Source organism: Citrobacter sp. RHBSTW-00859 (genome assembly GCF_013729795.1).
Taxonomy (GTDB): Bacteria; Pseudomonadota; Gammaproteobacteria; order Enterobacterales; family Enterobacteriaceae; genus Citrobacter; species Citrobacter braakii.
In genome coordinates this window covers 920,962-943,589 of record NZ_CP056284.1, presented here as the reverse complement: position 1 = coordinate 943,589, position 22,628 = coordinate 920,962, and the positions used below count along the sequence as shown (strand labels likewise).

The following is a 22,628-nucleotide window of genomic DNA, read 5'->3' as shown; positions in this document are numbered from 1 at the left end:
GTTAAACTGACTTATTTGATGTACGAATCGAGCACCTTCAAAACCACATCCAAATCTTCTTCGCGCTTAATTTCATCGCCCTGATGCACAATGTGCTCGGTCAGATGACCTTTAATCACCTCGCGCATTAACCCGTTTACCGCACCACGGATCGCCGCTATTTGCTGCAATACCGCCGCGCATTCATGCGGTTCATCCAGCATGGTTTTCAACGCCGCTACTTGCCCCTGAATCTTACTGGCTCGGGCTTTCAGCTTTTGTTTGTCGCGGATCGTATGTGACATAGCAATACCTTTTCAACGTCTGGCTGTAGCGACAATACCATCGTCATTCTACTGGGGGGTAGTATTTAATACTGGGGGGGAGTAGAATCTGGCAAAATTAAACAACGAAGAATCATTCTCATGGGTGAGTTTTCTACGCTTCTTCAGCAAGGCAACGCCTGGTTTTTCATTCCCAGCGCGATTCTATTAGGAGTGTTACACGGTCTGGAACCGGGGCATTCCAAGACGATGATGGCGGCCTTTATTATTGCCATTAAGGGGACCATCAAACAGGCGGTGATGCTGGGGCTGGCGGCAACGCTGTCGCATACCGCAGTGGTATGGCTGATTGCGCTCGGCGGGATGTATATCAGCAAAGCGTTTACTGCCCAGGCCGTTGAGCCGTGGCTGCAGTTTGTCTCGGCGATTATTATTCTCGGGACCGCATTCTGGATGTTCTGGCGAACCTGGCAGGGAGAACAGAACTGGCTGACCCAGACGCATCATGACCACGATCATGAGCATCACCATGATCATGATGACCATCACCACCATCATAACCACGGTGAAGCTCACCACCATCATCACGAACATGACCACGATCATAACCATGCTGCGTTAGCAGGGCTGAGCGAGGGTTCAAAAGCGTATCAGGATGCCCACGAGCGGGCACATGCTACCGATATTCAGCGCCGCTTTGCAGGCAAAGAGGTCACCAACGGCCAAATATTATTTTTTGGTCTGACCGGCGGGTTGATCCCCTGCCCTGCCGCCATTACGGTACTGCTGATTTGCATCCAGCTCAAAGCCTTCACGCTGGGTGCCACCATGGTGCTGTGCTTCAGCCTCGGGCTGGCGCTAACGCTGGTAACGGTGGGCGTGGGAGCGGCAATCAGCGTGCAGCAGGCGGCCAAACGCTGGAGCGGATTTAACACACTGGCACGCAAAGCCCCCTATTTTTCCAGCGCGCTTATCGCGATGGTCGGCTTATATATGGGGATTCACGGCTATATGGGTATCGTCGGTTAACGAGCAGAGAGCGCAGCAGCGATTGCCGCTGCGCATCAAACCAGGCTAGCTTGCGACGTTCCCCCACACCAGTTGGCCTTTATGGAAGGTCGCGGTGCGTGGGGAGATTCGCGCGACCGCTTCCGCTGAGCAGGAGGCATCCACCAGTACAAAGCTGGCTTCATCCTGCGCCTTCGGCCAGACGCGCTCACCTTTATCGTTAAGCGGCAGCACATCGCCGGTGGCGAGGAACAGCGCCCGCGACAGGTTGAGTTCATTGGGACGAATATAGAGCTGCGCGTACAGATTCGCCTTCTCCAGCATGTCTCCAAGCCCGTACGGCGACCAATGGTCAATCACACTGTCGGTCCCGGTAATCACTTCCACGCCTTTGTCACGCAGCTGCTTGAGCGGCATATGCAAGGTACCGATCGGCACCGTCGAGGCAATGGTAATCTGCTGCGCCGCCATGCGGCTCGCCAGCGCATCCACCTGCTGTTCGTTCAGCGTCGCCAGCGCAAATGCGTGGCTGATGGTCAGTTTGCCCTTCAACTGCGGCGTTTTCTCCACCGTTTCCACCATGTAATTCACCGCCGCAACGCCCGCCGGGCTGGTTTCATGCAGATGGATATCCACGCCTTTATCGTAATCCAGCGCAATCTGGAACATGGTGTCGAGGGATTTTTCCATCGCCCCGTCCACGCTGGTTGGGTCCAGACCGCCGACGTAATGCGCCCCCGCCTGCATTGCTTCACGCATCAACGGTTCAGACTTCGATAACAGCAGGCCATGCTGCGGAAACGCCACGATTTCACAGGCAAAACCCGGCTGGCGACGCGCCAGCACCGCCTGCAGATTTTCCAGGTTTTTCAGCCCGGAAACCGGTTCGATATTGCAGTGGCTGCGGGCGATCGAGGTGCCCTTTGATTGCAGCAGATCGATGAGCTTTTCCGCGCGCTCCTGCGTGTATGGCTGGAGTTCAGGTAGCAGCTTTTGCTCAAGGCGGATCATATCCTGAATGGTGGTGCCAGCCGGGCGATTCAGCGAACGCCAGGGACCGCCGTAAAAGGTTTTATCCAGATGGATGTGCATGTCGCGCATGGCGGGCAGCATCAGCTTTCCACCCGCATCGTAGTGCGGCAGCGTCGCATCCGGATGCTGCTTATTCTCACGCAGGGCAACAATTTTCCCGTCCTGAATTTCAACGGTTTGCAGCGCGGTACGGGTATGCACCACCACCGAGTTTTCGTAATCAAACCCCGCTTCCAGCAGGACGTTATCCAGGTAATAGTGCTTATCGTTAATCGTCATTGTGCTCTTCGTCCCGCAGGTGTTCCCGACAGGATTAGCAGCATACGCGACTGGAGCCACTGCGCCAAACAGCGCGGCAGCGGTCACCATTTTTCCGCTCTGACTTAAAAATTCACGGCGGCTGTTACTTTCCTTCATTCACATTTCCTCTCAGGAATGGACAATATGGGTGCCCGTTTCGCCGCGCAGTGCGGCCGGCAGGCATTCCGGCGTGGTGATGATCACTCGCTTACCGCCACGCGCCAGGAACGCCAGACTGGCAACGATTTTGGGTAACATGCTCCCCGGCGGGAAATGTCCCTCCTGCATGTAACGGGTCATCGTTGCGACATCCACCGTATCCAGCGCCTGCTGGTTGGGTTTGCCAAAATGAATACAGACCTGCTCGACGCCGGTGGTGATCACCAGAATGTCAGCGCGGATCTCCTGCGCCAGCAGAGCCGTGGAGAGATCTTTATCAATCACCGCATCCACGCTCTGATAATCCCCCTGATCGCTACGCACCACCGGGATCCCGCCGCCCCCCGCGCCAATCACCACAAAACCTTGCTGGGTCAGCGTTTTGATCGCCTCAGCCTCGACAATACGCTTCGGTTCCGGAGAGGCGACGACCCGGCGGTAGCCGCGTCCCGAATCTTCAACAAAGCGCCAGCCCGGATTGACCCGCTGCAGTTCATCGCGCTGCGCTTCGCTAAAGAACGCGCCGATAGGCTTGGTCGGGTTAGCGAAGCCCGGATCGTTTTTGTCGACCTCCACCTGCGTGACCACCGTAACCGCCTTCTGCTCACCACGCCGCGCCAGGCGGTTGTTCAGCGCCTGTTGGATCAGATAGCCGATCCCGCCCTGCGTATCGGCGACGCAGTTTGCCAGCGGGGTGAGCGGCAACCCTTCACGCTCATGCGCAATTTCCGCACGCCGTAGATCCAGCCCCACCTGCGGCCCGTTTCCGTGCGTCAGCACAATGTTGTAGTCCGATGCCAACATCTCCAGCACCGTATCCGCCACAGCTTTCACCGCTTCAGCCTGGTGCTCAATCGACTGGCTGGCGTTATCTTTGATAATGCTGTTGCCGCCAATGGCAACGACCACAAGTTCTTTCATAGTGTTATCTTCCGCTTACAGGCGATTCAGGTCGTTTTCGTCGGTTCCTGCTCAGGCGCAGTCACCGCTTCACGGCTATCAAGAACATGCTTGAGGACAAACATGCCGCTCATCATCAGGTAGGCCACAACAAACATCATCGAACTGCCTTCTGCAAAGCCAACCGCCGGAGAGTGAATCACACCAAACAGCGATAACAGCGCGCCAAAAGCTGCGGCAATCGCCCCACGCAGCGGCTTATTCATAATGGCGAAGATAGCGACGCAGCCCCACAGCATACTGGCCAGCGGCGCGCCGCTTCCCAGATGCACCAGCCCATCGTAATAGACACCTTTGCTGTGCAGCAGGTCGCTACCCAGTTTCCCCGCGGATGTTCCGGCGGCGCCCATCACGCTGTTGACGATGGTCAACGCCCAGTTAGCGATCCACGGGAACAAGCAGATAAAGATAACGGGAACCTCAACTTTGGGCGTCTCTCGCACCACCTGGTTGGCGGTCACCACGCCGATAAACACCAGAATCGGCACTATCGCAGTCATCGGAATAATCGCGAGCATAAACGCCCCCAGCCCAAACAGCGGTACCAGGAACATGGTGATGCCTGAAGCGAGGGTATAACCGATGCTGGCCCCCATCGCTTTCCAGCCCGCATGCCCAACATATACGGTCACCGGGAATGGGTTGCCCAGCATGCAGCCGAGCATGGAGGCAAAACCGTTCGCCATCATGACCTTACGGGTGTTGTACTCATCCCCCGCCGCATGCGCACTTTCAATATTCTCAAGGTCAAAAATGTAGTTCGCCAGACCCAAAGGAACCGCAGAAGCCAGGTACGGCAGCGCGTGCGGCAAACCCTGCAGGAAGCTGTCGACATGGATTTCCGGCGGGTTGAAGCCAAAGGAAGACATCGAAGATTTAATGGCTTCCGGGCTTTGCAAACCGGAGATCCACGCCAACGCTGTACCGGCAATCAGCAGCAGCAAACCGGTGGGGATGCGGGCAAAAATCGGCTTCTTACCGAACCAGTTAATGAAGATTAACAACAAGACGATGAAAGAGACGGTCGGCGCTTCAAATGCCTGCAGCATCGGGTTCATCGCCAGCAGCAACAGTCCCAGACCGGACAGACAAGAAAGTAATACCGTACGCGGGATCATCTTGCGGATGGTCTCGCCCAGGAAGGAGCCGCCGACCAGGATCAACGCTTCGACAAAGCACCACACCAGAGCTATCTGGATAGCAAAGTTGGCATCTTTGGTTTGCTGATATACCGGCATTAGCACCAGGAAGGTCACGGTAAAAATTGACGGTGCGCTCGGCCCGGACGGCAGCGCCGTCACGTCTTTACGCCCGGTGTGCTTTGCCATCTGCAGGCCAAACCAGGCGTAGCAGACGCTGGCCACCAGCACCGCCAGACCAAAGGCAGGCGCAATGCGACCATAGACAATTTCGGTAGGGATCCCGACGACAAAAATGAGCAGCCCCATCATTGTCAGCAGGTTAGTCAGGTTGTTGGTCATCAGCCCAAAGTAAGCAGCCCAGTCACCACGTTTCCATTCTAGTTTTATGCTGTTCATGGAATATCCTTAACAGGTTAAGCATCGTTTGCGATCCCGGGGATCGCCCAGCCCTGCAGGTAAGCAACGTTTTTTGCTTCGCTACTGTGGGGCTAACAGCGTTAGCCCCGATTGTTGTTATTGGCAGTAGCGGTCGCGCCAGTTGAGGATCGCCTTTTCAAAACAGGCGAACGGCGGATGGACTATTCCGGCGCCGATCATGCCGATCCCCGCATCTTTGTGCGCAATTGCGGTGTTAATCACCGGCAGAATGCCGGTGCTACCCACGCGCGTAATGTCGATAGCGGTCGGTACGCCCATAAAACCAAGTAACGGAATAGTAACGTTGGGGTTTTCGCCGAGAGTGATTTCACGCATCTGGCGAGAGAAATCGACCGCCTCTTCAACCGTACCGCCCACCAGCGCCACGATGGCCGGTGCCGTGGCCATGGCAAAACCGCCGATGCCGTAGGTTTCGGTAATTGCGCTATCACCGATATCACGTCCGGAATCTTCGGGCTTATAGCCCGCAAACATCGGGCCAATCACCTGCTGCGCCGGACCGGTAAACCACTGACCCGGTAAGCCGCTGATGCGCAGACCGAATTCAACGCCGTTACGCGCCATCGTCGTGACTACGGTGCTGTATTCGATCCCGTGTGCGGCGTCCATTGCGGCTTTACACATCGCCATCCAGGTCGGTCCGGAGAAGTAATCGCTGCTGAGGACGAACTCGAATACCTCACGCTGCTGCTCAACCGGATAGCCGGTCTGAATAATCCACGGCGTCAGTGCCTGTATCAGTAGCGCCGTCCCGGCATTGTTGCGGTTATGACACTCATCGCCCATGTGCAGCGCCTGCGCCAGCATCAGGCGCAGATCGATTTCGCCCGCCAGCTTCATGGCGTCGCGCAGCATCGGTCCCATCACATCGCGCATCCAGTTCAGGCGATCGATAACGCTCTGATCGTTCGCGCCCATGCGCAGGATCTTCGCCATCTGCTCGCTCATATTGGTATATGCGCGGTTGCCGTAGGTTTTGTTCTCGACGATGTGCATAAACATCGACGCCGACGTCACACCCGCCATCGAACCGACACAGTCATGCTCGTGGCACGGTGAGAAGATGATTTCACCCGAGGCGGCCAGGTCGGCGGCTTCATCCAGATCTTTCGCCAGTCCTTCAAACACCAAAGCCCCGGTGACCGCGCCCTTCATTGCGCCGCACATTTTTTCCCAGCAGATGGGCGGTCCGGCGTGCAGGATGGTGTTGCGGGTCATGCCCGGCACGACGTTGATCGCCTGGTCATAGCCAATCAGCACCGGATGCGACTGGATAATGCGTTCCAGCGCCTGCTGGTTAGCGGCAGCGATTTTGTCAGCCAGCGGCGAATCGGCAATTTCGTCCAGTGCGGCCACGACCTGCATGTTGCCCTGGCCCGGCGGCGTCCAGTCGAGCTGGGTCACGGGAACATTCTGCTTTTTCAGGTCATCGCTGAACATCGCGATGCCGACGTTAATCACGTTCAGCGGCTGGTTAAACAGTGTCTGGCTCATCAGGCTTCCTCCCCTTTACAGATAAATTCACGCGCCAGCAATCCGGTATTGGTGCTACTGCTCGCCCAGATCACGCCTGCATCGGTCAGCATCTGGCACTGTTTTTCCAGCGACGGCGTATCGAGATCGGTTCCCAGCACGTAGCCGAGGATCTCAAGCGGACGCCCCTCTGCGGCGGCGATCGCTTTGGCTTCGACGATCGCCTCGATCATCACGCCAACCGGATCTTCATGTGATCCATATCCAAGAACGAAGTCCATAACGATCACGCCGACTTCAGGATCGCGTGCTTCCTGCAACAGACGACTAATGCGGTTGGTTGGATCGATCATCGGATGCGGTTTACCGTTGGTAAAATCGTCATCTCCGAAATCAAGGAAGGTATGTCCCACGCTGCGGTTGAGATCTGTCAGGCGAAAAGCCGGATCCGGATGAATGTTGCTGTAAACTTCCGCATGTTTTTCCATGGCAGCAAACATCGCCTCATCGCACAGCGTGCCGCCACAGAACAAGCCGCGAATGTACTTTTGCTGCGGGGTCAGGCGGGCGCGGACCTCTTCAATCAGCGGCCAGTTGAGCGGATGCAGATCCAGACTCTCTTTTTTCACGCCAGTCAGCAGTACCGCTTTCAGCGCCGCCTCTTTAGTGCCGCGTGCAAACAGCAGACCGTTTTCATCCGCAGGCGCGGCTTCACGTCCGAGGAAACACACCACGACGGGCTTATGGCAGGCGCGCGCACGTTCCAGCACCTTGCGCGCCACTGTTGGCGCAGGAGGTTTGGAGATAAGCGCGATGATCTCGGTTTGCGGATCGGCCTCCAGCATGCCAATCGCGTCAAGCATCATCAGGCCGCCAATCTTTTCGCTCAGATCGCGCCCACCGGTGCCAATCAGTTGGGAAATCCCGCCGCCAAACTCGTGAATGCGTACGCTCAGCTCCTGGCTACCGGTACCGGAGGCGCCAACAATTCCGATGTTGCCGCGACGCACCGCATTGCCAAAACACAGCGCCGCGCCGTTAATAATGGCGGTTCCGCAATCGGGCCCCATCATCAGCAGCCCTTTTTCATGCGCCAGCTGCTTGAGCGCCAGTTCGTCTTCAAGAGAGACGTTGTCAGAGAACAGCATCACGTTGAGGTTATTTTGCAGCGCCTGACGCGCTTCACGCGCGGCAAACAGACCATTGACCGAGATCATCGCCAGGTTGCTGTCAGGAACATGCTTCTTCGCACTGGCGAGCGTGGCATAGCGCGCTTCATGCTGCCCCCCCTGCTCTTTATGCGTAAACAAATCTTCAATCGCCACCAGCGTCTGATCGTTCGCCGCCTCGCTGGCGCCTTTAATGACAATCATCAGGTCGCCACTTTTCGCCTCTTCAAGTTCAGGCGTGAGCAGACCGAGATTCTTCAGTACGCCCTTATTCATTTCTGTCGCCATAGCCACGAACGCCTGCTCAACGCCATCGAGCTTATTTGCGCGTGTGGAGATAGACATCAGTGAGACAGAATCAAAATACGTGTTCTTTTTAACAACTATCCTGATCGACATAATTCCCTCCGGACCTGTGGCTCAGGGCGCAGGCATCCGCCATGCCATACAGCATGTCGCAGCCAGAACTTGAGCCGATATTTTTAATGTCAGTAATATATTGCGTAGAAACGGGTTGTTGCTCAGTAATAATATGGTTCAGCAGCCGTCCGACGCTTTCCCGATAACGTTGATGAAAGGCTTCCTCTAGCGTTATTTTGCTGAGTAGCGTGGTATTATTTCCGGCACGTTGTAAGGCTGCTAAAAAATCATCACGATATTTCCCCAGCGGATGTCCAGGAATAAATAAAATAGTGCTTAAACCCACTAAATAGTCATCAGATGAGGGCGTCAGACCAATCCCCAGACCAATTAAATGGCTGACCGCTGTAGAGATATTTTCTCCTGTATGCAACGCCGCCAGTAATGTTTGTCGGCGATTAAGTAATTGGCGGGTGATTTCCAGATAAAACGGGTTATCCCCCTGGTACAGAAATAATGTGTCAGCGCTTCTTAGCTGTTGGCGGATAACCTCTTCCCAGCGCAGCCAGCGGATTGCAGCAAGGCTTATTGCATCAAGCCTCCACCGTGGTATGCGCCACGGCAGACAACCGGAAGTTTCTATCCATTTATCGTTGCCAACGGCTATCCCCGATTCGGTAAAACTGACTCTCTCACCGGGGTGAAACAGTTCTTCACAATGCGTCAGCGCCAGCCGACAGCTGTTAGGCGCGTTATCACTACCTTCACTCAGTAACGCCAGCAACCGCTGCTGTTCAGGTATCAACAGGTTTACCGCGCGGGAAAAAACCTGTTCAACCCGTCCCGTTCCCCGGAAAGCGAGAAACGCGCCGTCTGCGGTTAGCGCCCGTACGCATCGCCGTGATGGCGTAGCGATAGTAGCGCTCCTCTGTCAGGCTCCGGCCGCAATCAGCAGCTCGGCAATTTCGTGGTATCCTTTCTCCCGCGCCAGCTCCAGCGGGGTTTTACCGTATTTATCCGTCATGTGCGGGTTTGCGCCATGGTCGAGCAGCAGCTTGACGATTTCCTGCTGTTTCGCGCCGCCGTCATTAAGCACGATGGCTTCCAGTAACGGCGTCCAGCCGACAAAGTTGGTATGATTAACATTGATATCGGTACGCAGCAGCAGTTCGCGCACGATCTCTACATGACCTTTTTCGCTGGCTGGCGTAATACCGACGCCGCCAAAACGGCTCAGGCAATTGAGATCGGGGTTGGCCGGTAATACGGTACGCAGCAGCGTTAAATCGTTAGTCAGACAGCTAATCAGGAATGGATTAAAACAGGTTTGATCCTGTTTATTAATATCGGCACCGGCAGCAATCAATAAAGAAACACAGTCATAATGTTTATTCAGGCTGGCAATAATTATGGCAGTGCGCCCCTGGCGGTTAGTGGCATTAATATCCACATTTTTTGCCAGGCAGGATTTTAATCCATCGGCATCACCCTGCTCTGCCGCCAGCAGAAATTCAGTAATGAGTTCTTTCTCTGACATAATCGCTCTCCTGCAGTTTTTTAGACTTTTTAAATATCCGATAAGCTGAGAATAGCAACAGAGTGCAGAGAATAATATCCGCTTAAATTTCATTCATCGTAAGCGTGTCGATTATTGAATCAAATTTAACAATGAGAACAAAACGTGCTGTAGTGCAATCTTTTCCTTATGACAGAGCCGCTTTTAGCCATTAATCAGTTGTCAGGAAAATCAGGCGTGATGCTACACGGATAGCGGCCTGCAATTAATATACAGAAGTGTGATTGCCTTCAAATCAATTGTAAAACTAGTGTTAAATTCTGTTCAAAACTGATTGCTCTGCATAAGGATTACAAATACATTCAACAATCATCGCGTCGCGGATGCGCGTTTGTCGCCGGAGGGGAGGAAGATGAATTCAATTTTTACCGAGGAAAACCTGCTGGCATTTACGATGGCAGCCCGCTACAGCAGCTTCAGCAAGGCGGCTGAGGAACTTGGCTTAACCACATCAGCAATTAGTTACACCATTAAGCGCATGGAGGTGGGGCTCGACGTGGTGCTGTTTACCCGCAGTACCCGCAGCATTGAGCTGACCGAGTCCGGACGCTATCTGTTTCGCAAGGCGACCGACCTGCTCAACGATTTCCACGCCATCAAGCGCAGTATTGATACCATTGCTCAGGGCATTGAAGCCCGGGTACGCATCTGTATTAATCAACTGTTGTATACCCCTCAACATACGGCACGACTGCTGCAGGTACTCAAGAAACAGTTTCCAACCTGCCAGATAACCGTCACCACCGAGGTGTATAACGGCGTCTGGGATTCGATCATTAACAACCTCGCCAACATCGCTATCGGCGCGCCGGATACGTTACTGGACGGCGGGGGGATTGATTACACCGAGATCGGCGCGATCCGTTGGTCGTTTGCGATTGCCCCGGATCATCCGCTGGCTTTTATGCCTGAACCGATTTCTGAGAGCCAGCTGCGCCTGTACCCGAACATCATGGTGGAAGACACCGCGCACACCATCAACAAGAAGGTCGGCTGGCTGTTACACGGACAGGAGTCGATTCTGGTTCCTGATTTTAATACCAAATGCCAGTGCCAGATCCTGGGTGAGGGCATCGGTTTTCTGCCGGACTATATGGTACGCGAGGCGATGGAAAAGTCGTTGCTGGTCACGCGGCAGATCCACAACCCGCGTCAGGATTCAAGGATGCTGCTGGCGACCCAGCATTCGGCCACCGGTCGTGTAACCCAGTGGATTAAAAAAGAGTTTGGCCCACAAGGGGTATTGACGGGAATTTATCAGGATTTGCTGCATCGGGAGTGATGCGCCGGACGGCGGTCATGCCTTCCGGCGTACGTAAGATTATCAGGCGCGAATATCGTCATACTCGCGGGTTTTATCAAACTCATGTTTGGCAAACGGGCACAGCGGAATAACTTTGCGGTTTTCGGCGCGCATTTTCTCCACCACCTTCGCCACCAGCAGTTTACCGACCCCCTGGCCTTTCAGGCTGGGGTCGACATCGGTATGTTCAATGATGCTCAGATGCTCACCCGTCGGCACGAAGACAATCTCGGCAACCTGATTGCCTTCGGCATCGTTAACATAAAATTTGTTGTGGCCTGCAAGAATTTCCATGGTCCCCTCACTCATTTCTGGCGATATTTCAGCGCACCGCTCGGACAGGTATCAATCACTTTAATGACCGTCGCGACATCCACTTCATCCGGAATGATCCACGGTTTACGCTTCAGGTTAAAAAGCGCTGCGCTTCCCCGGACGCAGTTGCCCGAATGTTGACATATCGCCGTATTGAAGTAGACGTCAATCTTCTCGCCGGTATAGGCCCGGTAACCGGCATCCAGTAGTTCCTTATCCACGACATTGCCTCGCATTTTTTTATTGTCTGGGTCTAATCATAGACCTGTGCGAGGCTGAAGGAAGCAGCTGAAAGTAGAAATATCACTCAGGCCTTTTCTGCCACGACGGCTGCGGCTCAGGCGGCAAATACTCCAGCATCGCAGGCGTCGGCGGCGGTAGACGGTTATCGGCGATGTCCCTGTCCACATCGATATGACTGATTTCACCACTTTCATGATGGTGAACCGTCAGCACCCGCGCTTTGTTCAGCTCTGTCACCAGTTCCCGGGTAATACGTAAACTTTCCGCCAGCTCATGATCTTCCAGTCCGGGCCTGCGACTGCGACGTTCCACCCGAAAACGAAACTGGTTGTACTTTGCCCAACCAATCAGCACCAGTCCGTTGACCAGCGCGACAAGGATGTAAAACGTGACCGTATCCAGCGTGGTGAAAAAGGGTCGCACGCCTATATAAGGTGAGTGCGCCAGAGCGGTGATCAGCCCTTTATAGATCAAATATAAAAAGCCAACCCAGGCAAAAAGCGTTAACAGCACGTCAATGATGCGCGGCAGCAAACGCTGCTCCGTAAAGATCAGCGGCTGGCTCATGATTCGATCCTCCCAATTCCACGATCGGGACTCACCCAACGCGCCCTGCCGCGTTTGCGTTTGAGCATTACTTTCGGGAAAGCGACCAGCGTGGTGAACAGGCTTAGCATCCAGTACACCACCGGGAACCAGATAATCCAGAACAACGACGCGCCAATGCCTTTTTCATAGCGCCGCTCTATCATCAGACTCACCGCAAACTGCAGCAAGCACACCACACCGAGGATAAGCCCAGTAAAGGCCGGCGGGAACAGATGTTGTACATACAGCGAGTCCGGCATCGGGATCATCAGCCCTAACAGGAACAGCACGATACTGATCGCATAGGCAAACGCCCAGGTGGTAGAAAAACAGAACTCAAAAAACAGCGGCCACATACGGCGATATTCCCATGACCACAGGCGGCGCATGTTCACGATAAACACCTCCGCACCGCCTTGCGCCCAGCGCAGTCGTTGTTTCCATAACCCTCTTAACGTTTCAGGCATCAGGATCCAGCACAGTGCGCGCGGCTCAAAGAATATCGACCAGTGGCGCAATTGCAGCTTCCAACTGATATCGATGTCTTCGGTGATCATGTCCGGGCTCCAGTAACCGACCTCGGCCAGCGCGCGACGACGAAACGCAGCAACCACGCCGGAAACGGTAAAGATCTGCCCATAAACTCGCTGAGTGCGCTTAATCAAGCCGATAATGGAAGAAAACTCCCCGACCTGCACCCGACCGATTAAGGTGGAGCGGGTTCGAATACGTGGGTTCCCGGTCACCGCACCGACGCGCGGGAACTGGATCAGCGGCGCCACAATATAGGCAACGGCATCACGGTCCAGTAACGCATCGCCATCAATACACACCAGGTAATCACTGCGCGCCGCTGCTGCCCCGGTCTTGAGCGCCAGCGCTTTGCCCTGGTTTTCAGCCAGATGAATCACCCGCAGACTGGGGTATTCCACCGCCAGTTGTTCCAGCACGTCGTGGGTGTCATCCGTTGAACCATCGTTGATGGCAATCACTTCAATATTTTTATATCGCTGCGCCAGCGCGGCCTCAATGGTTTCGCGCGCATTGATCCCTTCGTTAAAACAGGGGATCAGAATGGAAACCAGCGGATTCCCCTCCAGCGTCGGTGGCGGTGTGTCATCTCCCCATTTCCAGTGACGCTCACGGTAGAACCAGAAATAGACCCCGCCGCTTATCCACAAAGCAGACATAAACAAGGGCCAGAAGAAGACGAAGTTCAACATCACTTCACCTGTAAAGATGACCGCCACGCCAAACGGCAGGCTGAACATCAGGCAAAGTATCAGGAAAGCAATTATGCGATCGGTCATTTTTGCGGGTACCAGTATGAGGAGAACGTCGAGCGAATCTCTGACATCTCAGGTTTGTCGCTGATGAAATCATCCGGGTAATAGCCGTAGTTACCCGCACCGCTTAATTTCAGCTGGCGCATCCATTCGGCTATTTGTTTTCCGCTGATTTCAGCCTCGTCCCCGGATTTACGCCAGTCTCGTGCCTGTAGTTCAAACACGGTTTTGTCCAGCGCGCCGGGCGTTTGTGCAACGGCATTCACTAATCTGTCGAGCCAGGCGTTGGCATCATTAGCCGGGATCTGCTCCATGAAAGGCATCGCCATCGGTGCCGTCCAGTCATAGGTATTGAGGAAATCATTCAGGTTCTGCGCAAACCAGGCTTCACTCTCCGGCTCCAGTACCGGCATCGCGTAAATATTGCGCGCCGTTTGCACCTGCGGACCGCGAATATTACGCACCGCCTGAGTCAGTTGTTTGGTGAAGTCGATCAGCACCTTACTTTTCAGTCGCGTCCAGCGCTCGAACGCCTGTGGATTGCTACGGATTTGCTCAATGCTTCCGGGAAGCCCTGCGGCGCGGTAGGCAGCCAACGCCTCCGGTGACGCGTCTTCAAAGTCCGTCAGGAAAGCATCGTCATGGAACAAAATCCCTTTGAAGCTGGCGTGTTTGGCCAGGTCTTCATAGATTTCAGTGATGCGCTGACGCGCTTCGCTGCTCCAGGGAGACAGACGGACATAGTTCTCGCGGTTGATCGCTGTACGTCCCGTTTTCGGATCCCAGGCGGTTACGCGTGGGATGGAAGCGTCGAGATCGAAAGCCAGAACCGGCATCCAGGCATACACCGTCACCCCTGCCCGCGTTTGTAACTGCCAGGAGATATAGTTAAAGAGGTCGGCACGCATCGGCAGCCAGCGGTTAGGGAAATAGAGCTCGCGAATATTTCCGTCGCCCTGCGGATCGGCGTAGGCCTGCAGGAAGACATGAGAAATACGCATGTCATAAACGCGCTGGATAAGCTTGTCGATGTTTCGCTTCTGCTGAGCAGGGTCCTTGTCATACACGTAATCCAGATCGACATGCATCACGCGCATCGTCTGCGGTTCACGTACCTGAGCGACCTGGCTGGCAAAGCGCTTAAGAGAGGGGTTATCAGAGATTAGCACGCGCGGGATGTCATCAAGAAACGCGGCATTCGCCAACCCTTCGTTGAGCGTGAAGGCCATCTTATAGCCATGCTCTTTAGCCAGGTTTAACGTTGTGCCATTGGCCGCACCGTACGGCCAGACCCACGCGCGCGGTGATTTCCCGGTCACCGATTTGATCTTGTTGGTGATGAGAGAGATATCCGCGTTTATACGGCGCGTGTACTGTTCATCCGTTTCGTAAGTGCCGGTTTTCTTATCATACAGGCGGTTCGCCACCGCCGGTTCTTTACTTCCCTGCGGGTTGGCTTGTGCACCGAAATGCGAATTCCAGGTGTGCGCACCGACTTCCACCAACGGTGATTTGCCCATCTCTTCGACCATTTTCCAGGTGGCGAATTTATCTCGCGCCGTCATTAAGCCGCCAAAATCGACTTTTTTGTTGGCGGGAGCATCAACCCAACTCCCCACCGGCGCCCAAAGCGCAGGCCAGTTGTAGGCTTTCAGCAGCGGCCAGACGCGGGTATAAAAACTGCTATATCCGTCATCAAAGGTGAGTAAGACCGCTTTTTCTGGCAACACGATTTTACCGTCATGGGCGTCCAGGATTTGCTGCACGCTGATCGGGTTATAGCCATTATCACGCAGCCAGGCCATTTGGTCGCTCAACGCGCTGGTGCGCACAGAAAGATAGCGCTGGTCGGCGGCACCATCCTCGACATCGTGGTAGCCGAGCACCAGGAAGCTATTTTTCGGCCACGGATGATCCGCCGTCAGCGGCGTTCTCTCTGCGGGAGGAACGTAGCGAGGCGTTGTATTGTGCGCGCTACTGCACGCGGTAATCATCAACCAGCCAGCGATTAATGCGCTAAGCCACAGGCATCTTTTCAGCATGAACAATCCTTAAAACCTGACATTTAAATCGAAAGCGAGGGAGATATTCCGCTCACGTTTACCGTCGTAGGGGCGTTTATCCCAAATCAGCATCACCCCGCCATCTACGACGTTGTTCCATTTGAGCCGTTGTCCGTATCCCACCTGAACGATGGCACCAGCGTCCTGGCCTTGCTGCCAATAGCCACCTACACCAGCCAGACCTTGCTGCGTCCACACGGTGTCATAATGGCGGTAAAGAACCTGCTCCGCGCTCAGACCAGGTACCACAGAAAAATCACTCTTCGGGTTGTAATACGGCACATTCTCTTTGGTGTTGGTGCTCCCGCCGATGCCCGGGGTAAAGTCCAGGGTGAAGCGCGGCGTTGTCCACATGCGCTCTTTTCCGCTGAGTCCGTATTCGATGCGATCGTTACCGTCTGAGAAATGTGATGCGGCAAACGACAGTTGATATTCACGTCGTTCGTTTTGATACCAGCGAACAAACATATCGCCGCCGTTGGCATACACGCCGCTACGCAGCGCGCGCAGTGGCGTATTACGCGACAAGCGCTCGGCCGAACCGCCTACGCGCCAGTTGTCATTGAAGTCATGCCAGCCGGAAAGACGACCGCCAATTTTCTGACCATCGCCATAATTTCGGCCAGAGACTTCCATTTCTGCCCAGTAGTCGCGGGAAGTCCATTCCGCCCCCGCCGCCAGATCGCGGCTGATGCCTTTACCTTCCTCAAATTCGCCAGTAGCAAAGTTGAATCCAGTAAACAATCGCCAGTTGTCGTTAATTGGCGGACTGTAAATGGCAGTATTGATGTTGAAGTCATTCTTACCGCTGACCGGGCTATCGGACGAGATCCCTTGTGTGCCGCTAATGCGCACTTCCGACATTTTGTGGACATCACGAATACGCGCGAGGCGTAGCGTCGCTTCATCATCCGGGCTACGAGCAATGACATCATCCGTCAGTTCATCGGCCTGCCTCCATTCCTGGAGATCCAACGCAACATAAGCCTGCTGACGTTCCAGTTCCAGGTTACTTGGCTCAATCACTTCCGCCAGCTTCAGCTCTTTCTCCGCCGCATGCGGCAAGCCACGCGCTTCAAGAACGGAGGCATAAGATATGCGCAGCCCCTGGTTACCTGAACCTGTTCGCGCCAGATGCTCTGCGAGCTTTTCAGCCTCAGGTAGTTCATTGGCAGCAATATAATATTGCGTCAGCATCGACTGTCCGAGCAGCCAGTTATCGTTAGGCTGTGGCGTTGGCGAACCATAGATGCGTCGCAGGTACGGACTCTCTTTGATTAAGTTTTCGGCCTGTTTTTTAGCGGCATCAAAGTTTTCATTATCGATATGCGCGTAGAACAGATCCTGTTGATCCTCAGGACCAAGCGGCGTAACGGGAATCGGTCCATTCGGGTAGTAGATGCTCATCAGCATCGCTTCGGTTTTTTCTGGCTGGCGTTCGCTTAACCATGCCGATGCTACCCAGCGTTTTGCGTAGTTTGGCACTTCGCCGCTCGCAGAAAGCGATTCGTATTCCTTAATCACTTCAGACGTTCGCTTACGAACCAGCAAAGCCCCCATGCGGTCAATTCTCGCCCGACGGACATCATTCTGCGCGGATGGCTCATCCTTCCAGGCAGCCAGCAACTGGTCATAGCGGGCCAGCGCTTTATCCGCCACGATAAACCGCTCTTCTTCATTACGTGCAGACGTATAGGAGGAGCGTACCATTTCGGCGGCCGCATCAAGCTCAAGGCGGCGCTTCACAGGATCTGCCGTAGGCACTACCTCCGCCATATTTAAGGCGGGTCCGGAAACACGGTTTGCTGACAGAGCAGACAGCAGCGTAGATTTTGCATTTTTGTTGCCAGGATCAACGTCATCCGCCTGGCTGGCAACCAACAGCGCGTCCCAGTTTTTTCCCTGAGAATGATATACGTAGGCAAGTAGCGCATCGGAGTCAGCCCCCGGATGTGCCTGTGCCCATTTATTCGCTTCAGTAAGGGCTTGCTGATTGTAGCGAGCATCTGCCAACGTCATTATCCAGCCGGTGCGTATGTCAACGTTGTCAGGCTCTTCCTGTAAAACGCTTTCCCATACCGCCAATGAATCATTCCAGTTTTTCTGGTTACGGTACGCACGTGCAGCGGCGACTTTGCCGCGCGCAGGCACATCCATCTGCCCACGATAGCGCTGCCAGATTTCAATAGTGGCTTTATCGTTGTTATCAACCCAACTGGAAACTTGCAGCCAGTCGGCAACCTGATTTGGCGTTAGCGCGCTTTGCTTTCCCTGATCCTCTAGATAACGCAATAACGGTGCACTATTACCACCCCGCGCTTCAATAACCAAAGCGTCATAATCTGATGTCGCTGCAGAGATTTGCATAGGGAAAAGAACGCTTGCCGTAAATAAACAGCTTAAAGACTTAAAACGTTTAATGAAGTTGGCATGTCGACGCATACTTAACATATCTGCCCTTATAACTTACATCAGAGTAAAAATAAGCGTTTTCAATATATTACAGTCAGTTACTTACGATACCCGACCATGTAAGATGCAATGCCGCTTATTTTGCAATAGGGTTATGAAGCAATTAATTCTTTCGTCTTATTGACTACCCGCGCCTCGCCCTCTAATCGTGGGAAAGCAGGCGTAAACTCGAAAATTTTATCACTCAGCGTAGTTCGTGGCTATGCGATACGAAAACTCTTAGACAAAAAAGTATTTTAGACTAAATAATCCTAATACTCTTGGGATTGAATTCTGGATTTAGATTAAGTTTGGGTAATGACTCCAACTTACTGATAGTGTTTTATGTTCAGATAATGCCCGATGACCTTGTCATGCAGCTCCACCGATTTTGAGAACGACAGTGACTTCCGTCCCAGCCTTGCCAGATGTTGTCTCAGATTCAGGTTATGTCGCTCAATGCGCTGAGTGTAACGCTTGCTGATTACGTGCAGCTTTCCCTTCAGGCGGGATTCATACAGCGGCCAGCCATCCGTCATCCATACCACGACCTCAAAGGCCGACAGCAGGCTCAGAAGACGCTCCAGTGTGGCCAGAGTGCGTTCACCGAAGACGTGCGCCACAACCGTCCTCCGTATCCTGTCATACGCGTAAAACAGCCAGCGCTGACGTGATTTAGCACCGACGTAGCCCCACTGTTCGTCCATTTCCGCGCAGACGATGACGTCACTGCCCGGCTGTATGCGCGAGGTTACCGACTGCGGCCTGAGTTTTTTAAGTGACGTAAAATCGTGTTGAGGCCAACGCCCATAATGCGGGCGGTTGCCCGGCATCCAACGCCATTCATGGCCATATCAATGATTTTCTGGTGCGTACCGGGTTGAGAAGCGGTGTAAGTGAACTGCAGTTGCCATGTTTTACGGCAGTGAGAGCAGAGATAGCGCTGATGTCCGGCAGTGCTTTTGCCGTTACGCACCACCCCGTCAGTAGCTGAACAGGAGGGACAGCTGATAGAAACAGAAGCCACTGGAGCACCTCAAAAACACCATCATACACTAAATCAGTAAGTTGGCAGCATCACCTAAGTTTGCATGACGAAACCTTGTGACGATGATAACTATTGCTGGTTGGCATAGCTACACCGCGCAACTGTTTGCATGGTAACTATTGTGTGCGGATAGAGAAAGTTCTGATAATAATGCCCCTGATAACAACAAAGATAACAATGTAAATAATATAACCTAATTTTAAGTTTCGAACAGGGTCGATAAAATGAAATTAAAGGTACAGTCATAAGCAGAACTAAGTACAGTAAAAAAAACAGTAAAAACTCAATAAAATCAAATGACTTCTTGACCTATCCTAGAAATCTACCAAAATTGGTATTTTGGTATCCGCCATAATACGTGCGCGAAGAATTGTGCATTGCTCAACTCGCTAAAGTATTTACCAACCTTGCGTATTATTGACAGTATCAACCACACCCCGTTTACCCTTACAATTTGAAAGCTTATTTACATTGAAAATAATTTATATACCCTAAATAATTCGAGTTACATGAAGGCGGCAAGTGAGTAAATCCCCAGGAGTTTAGCGAACTATGTGACTGAAGTGAGCTAGCGTAGCCAAGGTACATGCAGCTTAAAGAATGACGGGTATAGACACATAATTTTTTGCACTTACCTTCCCTCCAGCCTTTGAGGTAATTTGGACAAAGATGCCAATGGGAGCTGGTCAATGAAAATCGTTAACGCTGAAAAAAAACACATCCCCGCCATACGCGATATCTACGCCCATCATGTTAATCACGGTACCGGCAGCTTTGAAACTGACCCGCCGGATACCCGCGAGATGCAGGATCGTCTGGAAAAAATCCGCAGTCTGGGACTGCCATGGGTTGTCGCATTGCAAGAAGATAAGGTCATCGGGTATTGCTATCTCACCCGTTACCGCGAGCGTTATGCCTATCGCTATACCCTCGAAGATTCGATTTATATTGACCCGACGGCACAGCGTCAGGGGGTGGGAAAAGCGTTGCTACGCCATGTAATTGAGTGGGCTGAAACGCAGGGTTATCGGCAGTTGATCGCTATCGTCGGCGACAGCAATAATCAGGGATCGCTGAAAGTCCATCAGCAGGCCGGATTTACGAAAATAGGTACGCTGACGAACATTGGATTCAAGCATGGGCTCTGGCTTGATACGGTATTAATGCAACGCAGCCTGGGTACAGGTAACAGTACGCTACCAGCGGATTTCGATGCCGCTATTTAACATTGCTAAGGGATGACTTCAGGATACTGTCTTCTGGTAATCCTCAGACAAACAGAACCACAATCAGGTATAACGTAGCTATTATATAATTCTCCATTTTTCAGCTCGTTAGAACGAAAAAAGCACCCGAACGTTAATAAACGGATGCTTTCTAAATAGAATAACTCAGTTTTACTTAACGGGCAGCCCCGCCTGGTGCGCCAAAGGCATCGCGGGGCAAACGTCTTTTCAGCCCGAAGATGATTCATCCCTGCGCGTGATATTTCGCCAAATCCCCCCCGACAGTCTCAGATTTTCAGGCCCGCTATTCAGGATTTGGGTTACACATTTCAGGTAATTGTCTTTCCAGCGCTCAATAAAAGAAGACTGGCTTTCGAACCTCTGCGGATCGACCATTTTCTCCAAAACAAAATGGATGCGCCCGTCTCGCCACACCGGAACACCAAATACGGTGGGTAGGTGCATTTTCCAGGCAAGTCGAGAGCAAAAGGTGGAGTAGGTAATCTGCTGGCCGAAAAAGTCGATAGTCGGCGCGCTCAAATTCAGCGCGCCGTCGATCGCCACAACAAGCGACTGCCCACTATGTAAGGTCTGTATGCAGGCCCTGACCACGTCCGCTTCGCTTTTGTCACTAACCGAAATCAACCGCTCACCGTAGCCCCCTTTGAGCACGCCAGGCGTGGAAGCCACCCATTTGCTGTTCATTTCCAGCAAGGAGAGGATCATCGGCCCGGCATACATTGCGCCCATATGAGCCGATACAACAATGCAACCACGCTTATCGAGCTGCAGACGTTGGAAAAACTGCTCGACATGCGATATATCGGCCAACCGATACATCGGTTCGTCGGCCTGCTCTCCACGGCATTCAAGCCAGTCGAGGAGATAATTATCGGCAAGATACCCCCACTTCGCCCGGCGTTCCCATTCATCGCGCTCGATACCGGACTGTCTGCCGGCAACTTCCCATGCCCAGTCAAGGCGCTCAGGCGGTAGATTAACGGCAGATATTTGCCCATCAAGCGCCAGCAGCCCCTCTTCGAATGACTGAGGCAGATGGCTTGCTCTGGCCTGAATGTAGTGCTCAAAGACGCTTTCCGCTTCGCTTGTTTTCCCCGCCTGTAACAACGCCGCCGCGGCATAACGGTTCCATTTACTGGTCGCCCCTTTTTCCCTTGCCAGTTGTACAAACTCATCGCTGGCAGCAGCGTATTGCCCAACCTGGCGCAGTGCTCGGGCATACATGGCTCTGACATAAGGAAGATCAGGATGAGTCGCGAGCGACTGCTGCAGTAACGGAATGGCTTTCTCATTCTGACCCGTTCTGATTAAGGCATCGGCATACAGGGTCACGATCCGTAAATTATCAGGGTTAAAATCCAGGGCATGACGCCAATGCTCAGCGGCCTGAAGTTTCGCTTCCCGGCTGCGACCGGATTGATAGTAGGCAAGCCCCAGGCTACGACGCAGCGCCGCACCATCCAACCCACGGGCTAATGCGGACCCCCCAGTCTGAATGGCTTCCTGATATTTACCGACAGCGCACAGCGTATCAACCGCCAGCCCCGCCGACTCCTGCTTTTCTAACGCGAAGAAAGGGAGCAATGCGCGGGCCAGGTCATGATCTTCTGGTAGGCGGCTTTTATTTAAGAAACGGAGGCAGGTCTCAATCATATCTCCCCGCGGGGGAACTTCCTGCGCCTGTGTTCTGGCCAACGAGATTGCCTGTAACTCTTTATCCACCAGCGTCAGGCTGCGCAAATGGAGGGCAAAAATTTTGCTATTGCCCGAAAAAGCGAGCCATGCCCGCTCGGCTAAGTCAGCAACAGTCGCATATTGTTTACTCTTAAGCAGCACGCTTGCGACCAGCAGGACATCCTCCGGCTGGCACACATTCACCGCCAGCAGTTTGTTAACCACCTGTAGTACAGCGTCCCGATGATGTGATGCCAGCGGCGAAATAACCCAGCGTCGCAATAAATCACGGCTATTCTTTGCTGTCAGCACACGGTCGGACAACAAAGTCAGCGCGGCATCTGTTTCATCTTTACGCAAACACGCGATAGCGAAGAGAATAATGTTTTGCTCATTTCCAGCACTATCTCGCACTTTTTCGGGATGCTGCCCGAAATAGTGACATAGCCCCTCCCAATCCTCTTGTTTGAGCAGGGTGGTTGGCGATTTTTTTTTACATGTAGAGTGCAAGCTCATCGTATTTCCTTACT

At 53.4% G+C, this 22,628-nt stretch carries 19 protein-coding genes; 3 read left to right on the top strand and 16 right to left on the bottom strand.

Annotation, left to right across the window (positions count from 1 at the left end; translation table 11 throughout):
* Positions 1 to 11 precede the first annotated feature (11 nt).
* Positions 12 to 284: a Ni(II)/Co(II)-binding transcriptional repressor RcnR gene (rcnR, locus tag HV302_RS04770; protein WP_016154292.1), complete on the bottom strand. Its 273-nt coding sequence runs from the start codon at positions 282 to 284 to the stop codon at positions 12 to 14.
* A 120-nt stretch (positions 285 to 404) separates the two neighbouring features.
* Between rcnR and HV302_RS04765 the strand changes: the two genes are divergently transcribed.
* Entirely contained in the window at positions 405 to 1,292 is an 888-nt protein-coding gene (locus HV302_RS04765; protein WP_181626977.1) for a nickel/cobalt efflux protein RcnA, read from the top strand.
* Positions 1,293 to 1,337: 45 nt separating this feature from the next.
* Here the strand turns inward: HV302_RS04765 and HV302_RS04760 are convergent, their stop codons facing one another.
* The 7 genes from HV302_RS04760 to HV302_RS04730 all read right to left on the bottom strand — a co-directional run bounded on the left by HV302_RS04760 (position 1,338) and on the right by HV302_RS04730 (position 9,841).
* On the bottom strand, positions 1,338 to 2,720 hold the full coding sequence (locus tag HV302_RS04760; protein WP_094168799.1) for an amidohydrolase family protein: 1,383 nt from the start codon (positions 2,718 to 2,720) through the stop codon (positions 1,338 to 1,340).
* Between the two features lie 12 nt (positions 2,721 to 2,732).
* On the bottom strand, positions 2,733 to 3,683 hold the full coding sequence (locus HV302_RS04755; protein WP_047499340.1) for a carbamate kinase family protein: 951 nt from the start codon (positions 3,681 to 3,683) through the stop codon (positions 2,733 to 2,735).
* 26 nt (positions 3,684 to 3,709) lie between these two features.
* Positions 3,710 to 5,260, bottom strand: coding sequence for a hypothetical protein (locus HV302_RS04750; protein WP_016154296.1), 1,551 nt, complete (start codon positions 5,258 to 5,260; stop codon positions 3,710 to 3,712).
* Positions 5,261 to 5,377: 117 nt separating this feature from the next.
* Positions 5,378 to 6,796, bottom strand: a complete 1,419-nt coding sequence (locus tag HV302_RS04745; protein ID WP_016154297.1) for a DUF1116 domain-containing protein — start codon at positions 6,794 to 6,796, stop codon at positions 5,378 to 5,380.
* Positions 6,796 to 8,343, bottom strand: coding sequence for an acyl-CoA synthetase FdrA (gene fdrA, locus HV302_RS04740; protein ID WP_181626976.1), 1,548 nt, complete (start codon positions 8,341 to 8,343; stop codon positions 6,796 to 6,798). The genes HV302_RS04745 and fdrA overlap by 1 nt, the downstream gene beginning before the upstream one ends.
* On the bottom strand, positions 8,321 to 9,109 hold the full coding sequence (locus HV302_RS04735; protein ID WP_181626975.1) for a DUF2877 domain-containing protein: 789 nt from the start codon (positions 9,107 to 9,109) through the stop codon (positions 8,321 to 8,323). Before HV302_RS04735 ends, fdrA begins: the two co-directional genes overlap by 23 nt.
* A 126-nt stretch (positions 9,110 to 9,235) precedes the next feature.
* The gene (locus HV302_RS04730; RefSeq protein WP_016157395.1) at positions 9,236 to 9,841 is read right to left on the bottom strand and encodes an ankyrin repeat domain-containing protein; all 606 of its coding nucleotides are present in this window, start codon (positions 9,839 to 9,841) and stop codon (positions 9,236 to 9,238) included.
* 391 nt (positions 9,842 to 10,232) lie between these two features.
* Here HV302_RS04730 and HV302_RS04725 point away from each other — a divergent pair, with 391 nt between their 5' ends.
* Positions 10,233 to 11,162, top strand: a complete 930-nt coding sequence (locus HV302_RS04725; RefSeq protein WP_046276120.1) for a LysR substrate-binding domain-containing protein — start codon at positions 10,233 to 10,235, stop codon at positions 11,160 to 11,162.
* A 42-nt stretch (positions 11,163 to 11,204) separates the two neighbouring features.
* On the opposite strand, the gene HV302_RS04720 is transcribed toward HV302_RS04725, so the two are convergent.
* The 7 genes from HV302_RS04720 to HV302_RS04690 form a co-directional block, all read right to left on the bottom strand.
* Positions 11,205 to 11,477 (bottom strand): GNAT family N-acetyltransferase, encoded by a 273-nt coding sequence (locus HV302_RS04720; protein ID WP_016157396.1) that lies wholly within the window; start codon positions 11,475 to 11,477, stop codon positions 11,205 to 11,207.
* Between the two features lie 11 nt (positions 11,478 to 11,488).
* On the bottom strand, positions 11,489 to 11,719 hold the full coding sequence (yjdI, locus tag HV302_RS04715; protein WP_016154303.1) for a 4Fe-4S mono-cluster protein YjdI: 231 nt from the start codon (positions 11,717 to 11,719) through the stop codon (positions 11,489 to 11,491).
* An 82-nt stretch (positions 11,720 to 11,801) separates the two neighbouring features.
* Positions 11,802 to 12,308, bottom strand: a complete 507-nt coding sequence (gene pgaD / locus HV302_RS04710; protein ID WP_049041934.1) for a poly-beta-1,6-N-acetyl-D-glucosamine biosynthesis protein PgaD — start codon at positions 12,306 to 12,308, stop codon at positions 11,802 to 11,804.
* The gene (gene pgaC / locus HV302_RS04705) at positions 12,305 to 13,639 is read right to left on the bottom strand and encodes a poly-beta-1,6-N-acetyl-D-glucosamine synthase (RefSeq protein WP_016154305.1); all 1,335 of its coding nucleotides are present in this window, start codon (positions 13,637 to 13,639) and stop codon (positions 12,305 to 12,307) included. The genes pgaD and pgaC overlap by 4 nt, the downstream gene beginning before the upstream one ends.
* Entirely contained in the window at positions 13,636 to 15,657 is a 2,022-nt protein-coding gene (gene pgaB / locus HV302_RS04700) for a poly-beta-1,6-N-acetyl-D-glucosamine N-deacetylase PgaB (protein ID WP_016157399.1), read from the bottom strand. The genes pgaC and pgaB overlap by 4 nt, the downstream gene beginning before the upstream one ends.
* 9 nt (positions 15,658 to 15,666) lie before the next feature.
* Positions 15,667 to 18,129 carry a poly-beta-1,6 N-acetyl-D-glucosamine export porin PgaA gene (gene pgaA, locus HV302_RS04695; protein WP_181626973.1) on the bottom strand — a complete coding sequence of 821 codons (2,463 nt, stop codon included), beginning with the start codon at positions 18,127 to 18,129 and terminating at the stop codon, positions 15,667 to 15,669.
* 329 nt (positions 18,130 to 18,458) lie between these two features.
* Positions 18,459 to 19,156, bottom strand: a protein-coding gene (locus HV302_RS04690; protein ID WP_223429336.1) for an IS1 family transposase whose coding sequence is annotated in 2 segments (ribosomal slippage) — positions 18,459 to 18,907 and positions 18,907 to 19,156 — 699 coding nt in all. Because the reading frame shifts where the segments join, the coding sequence is not laid out codon by codon here.
* A gap of 710 nt (positions 19,157 to 19,866) precedes the next feature.
* Here HV302_RS04690 and HV302_RS04685 point away from each other — a divergent pair.
* Positions 19,867 to 20,403, top strand: coding sequence for a GNAT family N-acetyltransferase (locus HV302_RS04685; protein ID WP_016157400.1), 537 nt, complete (start codon positions 19,867 to 19,869; stop codon positions 20,401 to 20,403).
* Between the two features lie 228 nt (positions 20,404 to 20,631).
* On the opposite strand, the gene vexE is transcribed toward HV302_RS04685, so the two are convergent.
* Positions 20,632 to 22,614 carry a Vi polysaccharide transport protein VexE gene (vexE, locus tag HV302_RS04680; RefSeq protein WP_181626972.1) on the bottom strand — a complete coding sequence of 661 codons (1,983 nt, stop codon included), beginning with the start codon at positions 22,612 to 22,614 and terminating at the stop codon, positions 20,632 to 20,634.
* Positions 22,615 to 22,628: the final 14 nt, after the last annotated feature.